The following is a 12,442-nucleotide window of genomic DNA, read 5'->3' on the forward strand; positions in this document are numbered from 1 at the left end:
ATCACAATTTACAAAAAAGCGTATCACTTAAAAACCTCTCACCAGCAACCCCGTAAAGCCGGCCATACAACGCCTTAAAAGCCTATTAAATCGCGGCTCTCAGGTCATAAATCCTCATAAAAAAGCGCTACACAAAAATTCAAAGCAGCATAATAAGACACGTTAAATTAATTTTATCGTTGCATTTGTGTATCACGTCAAAGCTATACTTGGGCAAAACCGGCCCCTCAGGCCGATCCAATAATGAGCCGGCTGACCGCCGAGCGTGCACCGTGAGGGCATCCGCCATGCCACTAACCCTTGCCGTCGAGTTCATCGAGCCCGGCGTGCGTTTGATTACCTTGCAGCGCCCGCAAGCCTTGAACGCCCTGACCACCCAATTGCTCGGCGAACTGGCAGACGAACTGAACGCTGCGCAAAGCGATCACAACACCCACGCGGTGGTTATCACCGGCAGCGCCAAGGCCTTTGCCGCAGGCGCCGACATCAACGAGATGGCCGAACGCAATCTGGTCGGCATCCTCGACGACCCGCGTCAGGCGTCCTGGCAGACCCTCACTCGTTTCAGCAAGCCGTTGATTGCAGCGGTTAACGGGTTTGCCCTGGGCGGTGGCTGCGAGCTGGCAATGCATGCCGACATCATCATCGCGGGTGAAGACGCACGCTTCGGCCAGCCGGAAATCAACCTGGGGATCATGCCCGGCGCGGGGGGCACCCAACGTCTGCTGCGCGCCGTGGGCAAGTCGATGGCCATGCAAATGGTCCTCACGGGCGAGCCGATCAGCGCCCGCCAGGCCCAGCGTTCAGGATTGGTGAGTGAAGTGACCCAGCCCGAATTCACTGTCGAACGCGCCCTGCACATCGCCCACAGCATCGCCACCAAGGCGCCGCTGGCCGTGCGTCTGGCCAAAGAAGCGCTGCTCAAGGCAATGGACACCGACCTTGCCAGCGGTCTGCGCCTGGAGCGCCATGCCTTCACCCTGCTGGCCGGCACGCGTGACCGCGATGAAGGCATCCGCGCCTTCCAGGAAAAGCGCCGACCGGCCTTCACCGGCGAATAAACCGCGCACTCGAACGACTACTCAAGCGAGCATCAAGACCATGACTTTCGAACACATTGTGTTTTCCATTGAGGCCGGCGTTGCGCTGCTCAGCCTCAACCGCCCCGAGCAGCTCAACAGCTTCAACACGCAGATGCACGGCGAGGTCAAGGAAGCCCTGAAACAGGTGCGGCAAAACCCCGAAGTGCGGGTATTGCTGCTGACCGGTGAAGGCCGCGGCTTTTGCGCCGGGCAAGACCTCAGCGACCGCAATGTGGCGCCCGGCAGCGAAGTGCCGGACCTGGGGCTGTCCATCGAGAAATTCTACAACCCGCTGATCCGCCAACTGCGCGACCTGCCCATGCCGGTGATCTGCGCCGTAAATGGCGTGGCAGCCGGAGCCGGGGCCAATATCCCGCTGGCCTGCGACCTGGTGCTGGCGGCGCGTTCGGCCAGCTTTATTCAAGCGTTCTGCAAAATTGGCCTGATCCCGGATTCCGGCGGCACCTGGACCTTACCCCGTCTGGTCGGCATGGCACGGGCCAAGGCCCTGGCCCTGCTGGGCAACAAACTGAGTGCCGAACAAGCGGAACAATGGGGCTTGATCTACCGCTGTGTAGACGATGCTGAACTGCGCAACGAAGCCCTGATCCTCGCCCGCCACCTGGCCACGCAACCGACCTATGGCCTGGCGCTGATCAAGCGCAGCCTCAATGCCAGCCTGAGCAACACCTTCGATGAACAATTGGAGCTGGAAAAAGACCTGCAACGCCTGGCCGGGCGCAGCGACGATTACCGTGAAGGCGTCAGCGCCTTCATGGAAAAACGCAGCCCGCGTTTCAAGGGGTGCTAGCCATGAGCGCACTCAACCTCAATGCTCGCATCGGCGTGATTGGCGCCGGGGCCATGGGCGCCGGGATCGCCCAGGTCGCAGCACAGGCCGGCCATCAGGTGCTGTTGCTGGACAACCGTCCGGGCGCTGCTGCCCAGGCCATTGACAACATCGATCGGCAACTGGGCAAACGCGTCGAAAACGGTAAGCTTGCCGCCGAAGCCCGCGACGCCACCCTCGCCCGCCTGCACCCGGTCGACAGCGCACAAACGCTGGCTGACTGCGCATTGGTCATCGAAGCCATTGCCGAGAACCTCGAGGCCAAGCGCGCGCTGTTTGTGCAGCTGGAGAGCGTGTGCAGTGCGCAGTGCGTGTTCGCCAGTAACACCTCGTCACTGTCGATCACCGCCATCGCCGCGCCACTCAAGCACCCGCACCGCCTGCTCGGCCTGCATTTTTTCAACCCGGCGCCGGTCATGGCGCTGGTGGAAGTGGTGTGTGGCGTGGCCAGCGACCCGGCGCTCGCCGACTGCTTGTACGACACCGCCAAGGCCTGGGGCAAAAAACCGGTGCACACGCGCTCCACGCCCGGATTTATTGTTAACCGTGTCGCCCGGCCGTTTTACGCCGAAAGCCTGCGCCTGCTGCAAGAAGGCGCAGCCGATTGCCCGACGCTCGATGCGCTGCTGCGTGAGACCGGTGGCTTCGCCATGGGCGCGTTCGAATTGACCGACCTGATCGGCCATGACGTCAACTACGCAGTCACCTGCTCGGTGTTCGACGCCTATTACGGCGACCCGCGCTTTCAGCCATCACTGGCGCAAAAAGCGCTGGTCGACGCAGGACGCTTGGGGCGCAAAAGCGGTCAGGGTTTCTACTGCTACAGCGAGCAGGCCGAACGCCCCGGCCCCAGCACCCTGCCCGATGCTCCAGCTCCTCACACCTGCGTGGTCGAGGGCGATCTGGGCGCTGCGCAACCGCTGCTCAGCCGCTTGCAAGGCCAGGGCGTGAAGGTCATCCGCCGTGACGGGGGCGGCCTGCTGCGAGTTGGCGATGCGGTACTGGCCCTGAGTGACGGGCGCATGGCGTGCCAACGGGCGCAGGAAGACGGCCTGCGCAATCTGATACTGCTCGACCTTGCCTTCGATTACCGCCAGGCCACGCGCATTGGTATCAGTTGCGCCGCCGGTATCGACCCGCAGGCTTTTGAACAAGGCGTGGGGCTGCTGCAACGGGCCGGGCTGCACGTCAGCCTGCTCAGTGACACCCCGGCGCTGGCGGTGTTGCGCACCGTGACCATGCTGGCCAACGAGGCTGCCGACGCGCTGCTACAAGGCGTGGCATCAGCCGCTGACATCGATCTGGCGATGCGCGCTGGCGTCAACTACCCCCAAGGTCCGCTGGCCTGGGCTGACGCCATCGGCCCGGCCTATGTGCTGCGGGTGCTGCACAACCTGCAAGCCACGTACGGCGAAGACCGCTATCGGCCGTCGTTACTGCTGCGCCGCCGGGTCGCTGAAGGGAGAACACTGCATGACTGACCTTCAAGCCATGAACCTGGCCAATCAATGCGCCCAGGCAATGCTCAAGCGTGACGCGGCCAGCCAGGCCATGGGCATGCATTTATTGGCAGCAGCACCCGGTTGCGCGCACGTGAGCATGAGCGTGCGCGCAGACATGATCCAGGGGCACGGCACCTGCCACGGCGGCTACCTGTTTGCTTTGGCCGACTCGGCATTCGCCCTGGCCTGCAACAGCTACAACGATGCCACCGTCGGCCTCGGTTGCAGCATCGACTACGTTGCCCCGGCCCACCTGGGTGACACCTTGAGCGCCGAGTGCCGCGAGCAAAGCCGCGCCGGGCGTACCGGCAACTACGACGTGCGCATTACCAACCAACTGGGCCAGCTGATTGCGCTGTTCCATGGCAAATCCTACAAAGTGCGCGGCACGGTGCTGGCGCAGGAGACCCCCAATGAATGACGCCTTGATCATCGACGCGGTACGCACCCCGATTGGCCGTTATGCCGGTGCCTTGAGCAGCGTGCGCACCGACGACCTTGGCGCGGTGCCGCTGCGTGAGCTGCTGCGCCGTCACCCGCAAGTAGACTGGAACAGCGTCGACGACGTGATCTATGGCTGCGCCAACCAGGCCGGCGAAGACAATCGCAACGTCGCGCGCATGTCGGCCTTGCTCGCCGGGCTGCCAGTGAGTGTGCCGGGCACCACTCTCAATCGTTTGTGTGGTTCCGGGCTGGACGCCATCGGCAACGCCGCCCGCGCCATTCGCTGTGGTGAAGCCGGTTTGCTGCTGGCCGGTGGCGTTGAGTCAATGTCCCGCGCGCCCATGGTCATGGGTAAGGCCGAGCAGGCGTTTTCACGCGAGGCACAACTGTACGACACCACCATCGGCTGGCGCTTTATCAACCCGCTGATGAAGCAGGCTCACGGCGTCGATTCGATGCCCGAAACCGCTGAAAACGTCGCAGAGCAGTTTGCTATCTCCCGAGCCGATCAGGACGCCTTTGCTTTACGCAGCCAGCAACGCGCCGCGGCTGCCCAAGCCAGCGGGCGCTTGGCCAAAGAAATCGTCGCGGTACAGATTGCCCAGCGCAAAGGCCCGGCCAAAGTGGTCGAGCACGACGAACACCCCCGCGGTGATACCACCCTCGAACAACTGCAAAAACTCGGTACGCCATTTCGTGCAGGCGGCAGCATCACCGCAGGCAACGCCTCGGGAGTCAATGACGGTGCCTGCGCGCTGTTGCTGGCCAGCCCCGCAGTGGCCAAGCGCTTCGGTTTGGTCGCCCGCGCCCGGGTGCTGGCAATGGCCGCCGCCGGTGTTGAACCGCGCATCATGGGCATCGGCCCGGTACCCGCCACCCACAAGGTGCTGGAGCTGGCCAACCTGAACCTGGCCGATATGGATGTAATCGAACTCAACGAAGCCTTTGCCGCACAAGGCCTGGCGGTTCTGCGCGAGTTGGGCCTGGCCGACAACGACCCACGGGTAAACCCCAATGGCGGCGCCATTGCCCTGGGCCACCCGCTGGGCATGAGTGGTGCGCGACTGGTCACCACCGCCCTGCATGAACTGGAAGAACGTCATGGCCGCTATGCCCTGTGCACCATGTGTATCGGCGTCGGCCAGGGCATAGCGCTGATCATCGAACGCCTGGGCGACTAAAAGATTCGCGATTCCCGGGGAGCCGAGCGGTATCCTTGGGGCATGCACTCAAGGCCCGACATTTAAGCCGGGCTGATAGACAAAAATAATTCGAGTGAACTTATGAACATGCCAATGTCAACGACCGTGCTTAACCCGCTGTTGGACCCGATGGAAACTGCCAGCGTCGATCAATTGCGAGAACACCAGCTCGAACGCCTGCGCTGGAGCCTGGGCCACGCCTACAACAACGTGCCGCTTTACCGTCAGCGCTTCGATGCACTGGGCATTCACCCCAACGACGTCACGTCTCTGGCGGATCTGGCCAAGTTCCCCTTCACCACCAAGAACGACCTGCGCGACAGTTACCCGTACGGCATGTTTGCCGTGCCCATGAATGAGGTCGTACGCCTGCACGCCTCCAGCGGCACCACCGGCAAACCAACGGTGGTGGGCTATACCCAGAACGACATCGACACCTGGGCCAATGTGGTTGCCCGCTCGATTCGCGCCGCTGGCGGCCAGCGAGGCGACAAGGTGCATATTTCCTATGGTTACGGCCTGTTTACCGGCGGTCTTGGCGCTCACTACGGGGCCGAACGCCTGGGCTGCACAGTGATCCCGATGTCCGGCGGGCAAACCGAAAAGCAAGTGCAACTGATCAAGGATTTCCAGCCGGACATCATCATGGTCACCCCCTCGTACATGCTCAATATTGCCGATGAGCTGGAACGCCAGGGCATCGACCCGCACAAGCTGGCCTTGCGCCTGGGGATCTTCGGCGCCGAGCCGTGGACCGGCGAACTGCGCAGCGCCATCGAAGCGCGACTGGGCATCACCGCACTGGACATCTACGGCCTCTCGGAAATCATGGGCCCCGGCGTTGCCATGGAGTGCGCAGAAAGCAAAGACGGCCCGACCATTTGGGAAGACCACTTCTACCCCGAAATCATCGACCCGGTCACCGGCGAGGTGCTGCCAGACGGGCAAATGGGCGAACTGGTGTTCACCTCCCTGAGCAAGGAGGCGCTGCCCATGATCCGCTACCGCACCCGCGACCTCACGCGCCTGCTGCCAGGCACGGCGCGGCCCATGCGGCGCATCGACAAAATCACCGGGCGCAGCGATGACATGCTGATCATTCGCGGGGTCAACGTGTTCCCGACCCAGGTCGAGGAACAAGTACTCAAAGTAAAACAACTTTGCGAGAGCTATGAGATTCATCTGTATCGCAATGGCAATCTCGACAGCGTGGACGTGCATGTAGAGCTTAAAGCCGAGCATCAACACCTCAGCAGCGAACAACAGAGCGCCGTAACCAACGAGCTGAGCCGACATATCAAAACCCATATCGGCATCAGTTCCCGTATCGTTTTGCAGCCGCTTCATTCGCTCAAGCGCTCGGAAGGCAAAGCCTGCCACGTGATCGACAAACGCCCTAAAGCCTGACCACCGGCCTGTAGGAGCGAGCTTGCCTCGCGATCTTTTCAGCATCAAAAGATCGCGAGGCAAGCTCGCTCCTACAGATGATTGACGTACAGCCCCGCTTTTGCGGGGCTTTTTTTCGCCTGGCAAAAACCCAAACACATCGAAAGCGATACAAAAATAAATAGAACAAAGTATTTTCTGTTTGATATTAATTTTTGTATCGCTTATAAAGTTCTCCATGCCTATGAACACATGCAAGGCGGGAGAGCCCCATGTACGCACAGCTTGTAGAAACCGGCGTTAAGCGCATCAAGGACCTAGCTGAGATGTCCGATCAGGAACGCGCCTTCCAGGAAAAAATCGACGCCGAAATCAAGATCGAAGCGAAAAACTGGATGCCCGATGCCTATCGGCAAACCCTGATCCGCCAGATCTCTCAACACGCCCACTCAGAAATCGTCGGCATGCTGCCGGAAGGCAATTGGGTCACCCGCGCGCCGTCGCTCAAACGCAAACTGCAATTGATGGCCAAGATCCAGGACGAAGCCGGCCACGGCCTGTACCTGTACAGCGCGATGGAAACCCTGGGCGCCGACCGCGACGAAGAAATCGCCAAGCTGCACAGCGGCAAGGCCAAGTACTCGAGCATCTTCAATTACCCGACCCTGAACTGGGCCGACATGGGCGCCGTCGGCTGGCTGGTGGATGGCGCGGCCATCGTCAACCAGGTAGTGCTGCAGCGCACCTCTTACGGGCCTTATTCACGGGCCATGGTGCGTATCTGCAAGGAAGAGAGCTTTCATCAGCGTCAGGGCTACGAAATCCTCCTGACCATGATGCGCGAAGGCAATCAGGCGCAAAAAGACATGGTTCAGGACGCGATCAACCGCCTCTGGTGGCCGTCGCTGATGATGTTCGGCCCCAGCGACGAACACTCCCCCAACAGCGCCCAGTCCATGGCCTGGAAGATCAAGCGCCAGAGCAACGACGAATTGCGCCAGCGTTTCATCGACCAAACCATTCCACAGCTTGAACTGCTGGGCTGCACCTGCCCCGACCCGGACCTGAAGTGGAACGCCGAACGCGGTCATTACGACTTCGGCGAAATCCAGTGGAACGAATTCTACGAAGTGCTCAAGGGCAACGGCCCATGCAACCAGGAGCGCGTCGCCACCCGCCGCAAGGCTATTGAAGACGGCGCCTGGGTGCGCGAAGCCGCCGTCGCCCACGCCCGTAAAAAACACAATAAGAACGCTGCCTGATCCGGAGTTACCGTTATGTCTGAATGGACCCTCTTTGAAGTCTTTGTGCGCAGCAAGCACGGCCTCAACCACAAACACGTTGGCAGCGTTCACGCCGCCGACACCACCATGGCCATCGAGAACGCCCGCGAGCTCTACACCCGCCGCAGCGAAGGCGTGAGCCTGTGGGTGGTGCCCTCCATGTTGATTACCGCCTCGTCGCCGGATGAAAAAGACCCGTTGTTTGACCCGGCCGACGACAAGGTCTACCGCCACGCCAGCTTCTACGAGTTGCCGGCCGAAGTCGGGCACATGTGAGGTCAACCATGAAGCCAAACACTGATCTGATCGAATACCTCCTGCGCCTCGGCGACAGCGCCCTGATCCAGGGCCAGCGCCTGTGCCAGTGGTGCGGCCATGCACCCGCACTGGAAGAAGAACTGGCGCTGATGAACGTCGGCCTCGACCTGGTCGGCCAGGCGCGCAACTGGCTGGAATACGCCGCCGAACTGCTGGATGACGGCCGCGATGCCGACCACCTGGCCTTTCGCCGGGATGAGCGGGCCTATCGTAACTTGCTGCTGGTGGAGCAACCCAATGGCGACTACGCGGTCACCATTCTCAAGCAGTTTTTGTATGACGCCTGGCACCTGCCAGTCCTCGAAGGCCTGAGCCAGTCCAGCGACGAGCGCATCGCCGGTATCGCCGCCAAAGCCGTCAAAGAAGTCACTTACCACCTGCGCCGCTCCAGCGAATGGGTGGAGCGGCTCGGTGACGGCACCGACGAAAGCCATACGCGCATGCTCGCCGCCCTCCCCGAGGTGTGGCGCTTTACTGTGGAACTGACCAGCGCCGATGACAGCGAACAGCGCCTGTGCGAGGCCGCCATCACGCCAGATGCAGCCCAAGTCGCCGCCATATGGCAGGCCACCGTCAGCGACACGTTTACCCGCGCCACCCTGCCCGTGCCCGCGGCACCGAGCTATTTCTACCTGAACGCGCGACGCGGCCTGCACACCGAACACTTGGGCATTTTGCTGGCCGAAATGCAGTTTTTGCCCCGAGCGTACCCCGATGCAACCTGGTGAGCTGATCGCCAGCGACCTCGGCGCGCGCCCGGCGCAACCTACGGACCTGGCGGCGGCGTGGGCGATCCTGGCGCAGGTCATGGACCCGGAAGTGCCGGTGGTCAGCGTGGTCGACCTGGGCATTGTCCGCGATCTGGCCTGGCAAGCCGGGCACCTGCATGTGGTGGTCACGCCCACCTATTCCGGTTGCCCCGCCACAGAAGTGATCGAGAGCGACATTCGTGAGGCATTGGAGCTGGCCGGTTTTCGCGCACCGCAACTGGAGCGCAAGTTAACCCCGGCCTGGTCCACCGACTGGATCACCCACAGTGGCCGTGAGCGCCTGCGCGCCTATGGCATCGCGCCGCCGCAGGGCAGCGCCAGCAAGCGCACGTTGCTTGGCGAAAGCCCGGTGATCGCCTGCCCGCAATGCGCCAGCACCCACACCGAAGTGCTCAGCGAATTCGGCTCCACCGCCTGTAAGGCACTGTACCGCTGCCGCGACTGCCTGGAACCGTTCGACTATTTCAAATGCATCTGAGGCGCCCTCGGCCGTCTTGGTTGGAGAATAACCATGAGTAAGTTTCACAGCCTGACCATCAAGGATGTGCGCACCGAGACCCGTGATGCGGTGTCCATCGCCTTCGACATTCCGCAGCACCTGCAAGACAGTTTTCACTTCACCCAAGGCCAGCATCTGGTCATGCGCACCCTGCTGGACGGCGAAGAAGTGCGACGCTCTTATTCGATCTGCACCGGGGTCAATGACGGCGAGCTGAGAATTGCCGTCAAACGTGTCGCAGGCGGGCGTTTTTCGGCCTTTGCCAACGAGCAGTTAAAGGCCGGGCACAGCCTGGAGGTGATGCCGCCCGCCGGGCATTTTCACGTAGAGCTGGACCCGGCGCGCCATGGCAATTACCTGGCGGTGGCCGCAGGCAGCGGCATTACGCCGATTCTCTCGATCATCAAGACCACCTTGCAGACTGAACCGCACAGCCGCGTGACGCTGCTGTACGGCAACCGTTCCAGCTCCGGCGCGCTGTTTCGCGAGCAGCTCGAAGACTTGAAAAACCGCTATTTGCAGCGCTTGAACCTGATCTTTGTGTTCAGCCGTGAGCAGCAGGACGTCGACCTTTATAACGGCCGGATCAACGCCGAAAAATGCACCCAGCTGTTTACCCGCTGGCTCGACGTCAAGCAACTCGACGCCGCGTTTATCTGCGGCCCCCAAGAGATGACCGAAATCGTACGCGACTGCCTCAAGGCTGAGGGCATGGTGCCTGAAAACATTCATTTCGAACTCTTTGCCGCGGCTGGCAGCCAGCAAAAACGCGAGGCCCGCGAAGCGGCCCGCCAAGTAGACGCTGCGATCAGCCAGATCACCGTGATCAGCGACGGTCGCGCTCTGGCTTTCGACCTGCCGCGCAACAGCCAGAGCATCCTCGACGCAGGCAACGCGCAGGGTGCCGAGCTGCCGTATTCGTGCAAGGCCGGGGTGTGCTCGACCTGCAAGTGCAAGGTGATCGAAGGCGAAGTGGAGATGGACAGCAACCACGCCCTCGAAGACTACGAAGTGGCTGCCGGATATGTGCTGTCGTGCCAGGCATTCCCGGTCAGTGACAAGGTGGTATTGGACTTCGACCAGCTGTAACACCGTCTCGCCCCACTACAACAATAAGAAGGAGCACACCACCATGTCCCCCGACGACATCCAACGTATTTGCCAAAACCCCGATTTCATTCAGTTGGTACGCCGCAAGCAAAACCTCTATTGGTCGCTGTCGTTGATCATGCTGGTGATCTATTTCGGCTTTGTGCTACTGGTGGCGTTCTCTCCGGCAACCCTGGGCCGGCCCCTGAGTGACGGCGTGACCTCGGTGGGCATGCTGGTCGGTGTATTGGTGGTGTTGGCGGCCTTCGCCCTGACCGGCTTTTACGTGTACCGGGCCAACCGGGTCATCGACCCGCTCAACGATAAACTCAAACAGGAGTGCGCGCTGTGAGCCGCCTCAATGCTGGGTTTGTTTTGCCTTTGGTGATGATCGCGGACCTGGCGCTTGCCGCCGAGGAAACATCACGGCCATTGAACTGGAACGCCATCGGCATGTTCATGGTGTTTGTGCTGTTTACCCTCGGCGTCACGCGCTGGGCCGCCCTGCGCACACGCTCGGCCAGTGACTTCTACACCGCTGGCGGTGGCATGAGCGGTTTCCAGAACGGCCTGGCGATTGCCGGTGACATGATCTCGGCGGCGTCGTTTCTGGGCATCTCGGCGATGATGTTTCTCAACGGCTATGACGGGCTTTTGTACGCGCTGGGCGTATTGGCCGGCTGGCCGATCATCCTGTTCCTGATCGCCGAGCGCCTGCGCAACCTGGGCAAATACACATTTGCCGACGTGGTCTCGTATCGCCTTGAACAAATGCCAGTACGCCTGACTTCAGCGTTCGGCACCCTGACCGTGGCGTTGATGTACCTGGTGGCGCAGATGGTCGGGGCGGGCAAACTCATTGAGCTGCTATTTGGCATCGACTACCTCTACGCGGTGATCCTGGTCGGCGTGCTGATGGTGTTCTATGTGACCTTTGGCGGCATGCTGGCCACCACGTGGGTGCAGATCATCAAGGCCGTCATGCTGCTGTTCGGCACCAGTTTCATGGCCTTTATGGTGCTCAAGCACTTTGGTTTCAGCACCGAAGCGATGTTCGCCCAAGCGAGTGCAGTCCATACCAAGGGCACTGCGATCATGGCGCCGGGCGGCTTGCTGGCCAACCCTGTCGAGGCCATTTCCCTGGGGCTAGGCTTGATTTTCGGCACCGCTGGCCTGCCGCACATTCTTATGCGTTTTTTCACCGTCAGCGATGCCAAGGAAGCCCGCAAGAGCGTGTTCTACGCCACCGGCTTTATCGGCTACTTCTACCTGCTGCTGATCATCGTCGGCTTTGGCGCCATCGTCATGGTCGGCACGGCCCCGGAGTTCCGTGACGCCAGCGGGGCGATCATCGGAGGCAGCAACATGATCGCCGTGCACTTGGCGCAGGCGGTGGGTGGCAACCTGTTTTTGGGGTTCATTTCGGCGGTGGCCTTCGCCACGATCCTGGCGGTGGTGGCCGGGCTCGCACTGTCGGGCGCCTCAGCGGTGTCCCATGACGTGTATGCCTGTGTCATCCGCAAGGGCCAGGTCAGCGAACAACAGGAAATTCGCGTGTCGCGCATCGCCACCCTGTGCATTGGCGTGCTGGCGATCATCCTCGGCCTGTTGTTTGAATCTCAGAACATTGCCTTTCTCTCCGGCCTGGTGCTGGCAATTGCCGCCTCGGTGAATTTCCCGGTGCTGTTCCTTTCCATGTACTGGAAGGGCCTGACCACCCGCGGCGCCGTACTCGGCAGCTTGTCGGGACTGGTCTCGGCGATTGTGCTGCTGGTGCTCAGCCCGGCGGTGTGGGTCAACGTGTTGCAGCACGACAAGGCGCTGTTCCCGTATTCCAACCCCGCGTTGTTTTCCATGAGCCTGGCGTTTTTCAGCGCGTGGTTCTTTTCCGTGACCGACCGTTCGCCCCGTGCAGTCCTTGAGCGCGGCCGATACCTGGCGCAGTTCATTCGTTCCATGACCGGCATTGGCGCTGCGGGCGCCAGCAAACACTAATCCCATCTTTTAAACCCGGAGG

General features: G+C 61.3%; 13 protein-coding genes. All 13 read left to right on the forward strand.

The annotated features are described in order from the left end of the window. Positions 1-287 precede the first annotated feature (287 nt). The 13 genes from paaF (at position 288) to ACJJU9_RS13705 (ending at position 12,420) form a co-directional block, all read left to right on the forward strand. A complete protein-coding gene (paaF, locus tag ACJJU9_RS13645; RefSeq protein WP_153332073.1) occupies positions 288-1,061 on the forward strand; it encodes a 2,3-dehydroadipyl-CoA hydratase PaaF in 774 nt (257 codons plus the stop codon). 40 nt (positions 1,062-1,101) lie between these two features. Beyond that, complete coding sequence (paaG, locus tag ACJJU9_RS13650; protein ID WP_048372756.1) at positions 1,102-1,893, forward strand: 2-(1,2-epoxy-1,2-dihydrophenyl)acetyl-CoA isomerase PaaG; 792 nt, start codon at positions 1,102-1,104, stop codon at positions 1,891-1,893. Positions 1,894-1,895: 2 nt separating this feature from the next. Continuing rightward, on the forward strand, positions 1,896-3,413 hold the full coding sequence (gene paaH / locus ACJJU9_RS13655) for a 3-hydroxyacyl-CoA dehydrogenase PaaH (protein WP_407728734.1): 1,518 nt from the start codon (positions 1,896-1,898) through the stop codon (positions 3,411-3,413). After that, positions 3,406-3,855: a hydroxyphenylacetyl-CoA thioesterase PaaI gene (gene paaI / locus ACJJU9_RS13660; RefSeq protein ID WP_153332075.1), complete on the forward strand. Its 450-nt coding sequence runs from the start codon at positions 3,406-3,408 to the stop codon at positions 3,853-3,855. Before paaH ends, paaI begins: the two co-directional genes overlap by 8 nt. After that, entirely contained in the window at positions 3,848-5,059 is a 1,212-nt protein-coding gene (gene pcaF, locus ACJJU9_RS13665) for a 3-oxoadipyl-CoA thiolase (RefSeq protein ID WP_407728735.1), read from the forward strand. Before paaI ends, pcaF begins: the two co-directional genes overlap by 8 nt. Before the next feature lie 102 nt (positions 5,060-5,161). Then, positions 5,162-6,487, forward strand: a complete 1,326-nt coding sequence (gene paaK, locus ACJJU9_RS13670) for a phenylacetate--CoA ligase PaaK (protein WP_153391053.1) — start codon at positions 5,162-5,164, stop codon at positions 6,485-6,487. A 251-nt stretch (positions 6,488-6,738) separates the two neighbouring features. Continuing rightward, a complete protein-coding gene (gene paaA, locus ACJJU9_RS13675; protein WP_048372745.1) occupies positions 6,739-7,728 on the forward strand; it encodes a 1,2-phenylacetyl-CoA epoxidase subunit PaaA in 990 nt (329 codons plus the stop codon). Positions 7,729-7,743: 15 nt separating this feature from the next. Further along, positions 7,744-8,025, forward strand: a complete 282-nt coding sequence (gene paaB, locus ACJJU9_RS13680; RefSeq protein ID WP_048372742.1) for a 1,2-phenylacetyl-CoA epoxidase subunit PaaB — start codon at positions 7,744-7,746, stop codon at positions 8,023-8,025. 8 nt (positions 8,026-8,033) lie between these two features. Next, complete coding sequence (gene paaC / locus ACJJU9_RS13685; protein ID WP_153350664.1) at positions 8,034-8,795, forward strand: 1,2-phenylacetyl-CoA epoxidase subunit PaaC; 762 nt, start codon at positions 8,034-8,036, stop codon at positions 8,793-8,795. Next, entirely contained in the window at positions 8,782-9,315 is a 534-nt protein-coding gene (gene paaD, locus ACJJU9_RS13690) for a 1,2-phenylacetyl-CoA epoxidase subunit PaaD (protein WP_048389427.1), read from the forward strand. The genes paaC and paaD overlap by 14 nt, the downstream gene beginning before the upstream one ends. A gap of 33 nt (positions 9,316-9,348) precedes the next feature. Then, positions 9,349-10,425: a 1,2-phenylacetyl-CoA epoxidase subunit PaaE gene (paaE, locus tag ACJJU9_RS13695; RefSeq protein ID WP_407728736.1), complete on the forward strand. Its 1,077-nt coding sequence runs from the start codon at positions 9,349-9,351 to the stop codon at positions 10,423-10,425. A gap of 43 nt (positions 10,426-10,468) precedes the next feature. Next, positions 10,469-10,777, forward strand: a complete 309-nt coding sequence (locus ACJJU9_RS13700; RefSeq protein WP_153350662.1) for a DUF485 domain-containing protein — start codon at positions 10,469-10,471, stop codon at positions 10,775-10,777. Between the two features lie 35 nt (positions 10,778-10,812). Continuing rightward, complete coding sequence (locus ACJJU9_RS13705; RefSeq protein ID WP_407730995.1) at positions 10,813-12,420, forward strand: cation acetate symporter; 1,608 nt, start codon at positions 10,813-10,815, stop codon at positions 12,418-12,420. Positions 12,421-12,442: the final 22 nt, after the last annotated feature.

This window comes from Pseudomonas helleri (assembly GCF_045830615.1).
Classification (GTDB): domain Bacteria; phylum Pseudomonadota; class Gammaproteobacteria; order Pseudomonadales; family Pseudomonadaceae; genus Aquipseudomonas; species Aquipseudomonas helleri.

Coding starts and splice junctions, on each gene's coding strand:
- ACJJU9_RS13700 (WP_153350662.1), top strand. CDS start 10,469: ATGTCCCCCGACGACATCCAACGTATTTGCCAAAACCCCGATTTCATT.
- paaA (WP_048372745.1), top strand. CDS start 6,739: ATGTACGCACAGCTTGTAGAAACCGGCGTTAAGCGCATCAAGGACCTA.
- paaF (WP_153332073.1), top strand. CDS start 288: ATGCCACTAACCCTTGCCGTCGAGTTCATCGAGCCCGGCGTGCGTTTG.
- pcaF (WP_407728735.1), top strand. CDS start 3,848: ATGAATGACGCCTTGATCATCGACGCGGTACGCACCCCGATTGGCCGT.
- paaC (WP_153350664.1), top strand. CDS start 8,034: ATGAAGCCAAACACTGATCTGATCGAATACCTCCTGCGCCTCGGCGAC.
- ACJJU9_RS13705 (WP_407730995.1), top strand. CDS start 10,813: ATGATCGCGGACCTGGCGCTTGCCGCCGAGGAAACATCACGGCCATTG.
- paaD (WP_048389427.1), top strand. CDS start 8,782: ATGCAACCTGGTGAGCTGATCGCCAGCGACCTCGGCGCGCGCCCGGCG.
- paaG (WP_048372756.1), top strand. CDS start 1,102: ATGACTTTCGAACACATTGTGTTTTCCATTGAGGCCGGCGTTGCGCTG.
- paaI (WP_153332075.1), top strand. CDS start 3,406: ATGACTGACCTTCAAGCCATGAACCTGGCCAATCAATGCGCCCAGGCA.
- paaH (WP_407728734.1), top strand. CDS start 1,896: ATGAGCGCACTCAACCTCAATGCTCGCATCGGCGTGATTGGCGCCGGG.
- paaE (WP_407728736.1), top strand. CDS start 9,349: ATGAGTAAGTTTCACAGCCTGACCATCAAGGATGTGCGCACCGAGACC.
- paaK (WP_153391053.1), top strand. CDS start 5,162: ATGAACATGCCAATGTCAACGACCGTGCTTAACCCGCTGTTGGACCCG.
- paaB (WP_048372742.1), top strand. CDS start 7,744: ATGTCTGAATGGACCCTCTTTGAAGTCTTTGTGCGCAGCAAGCACGGC.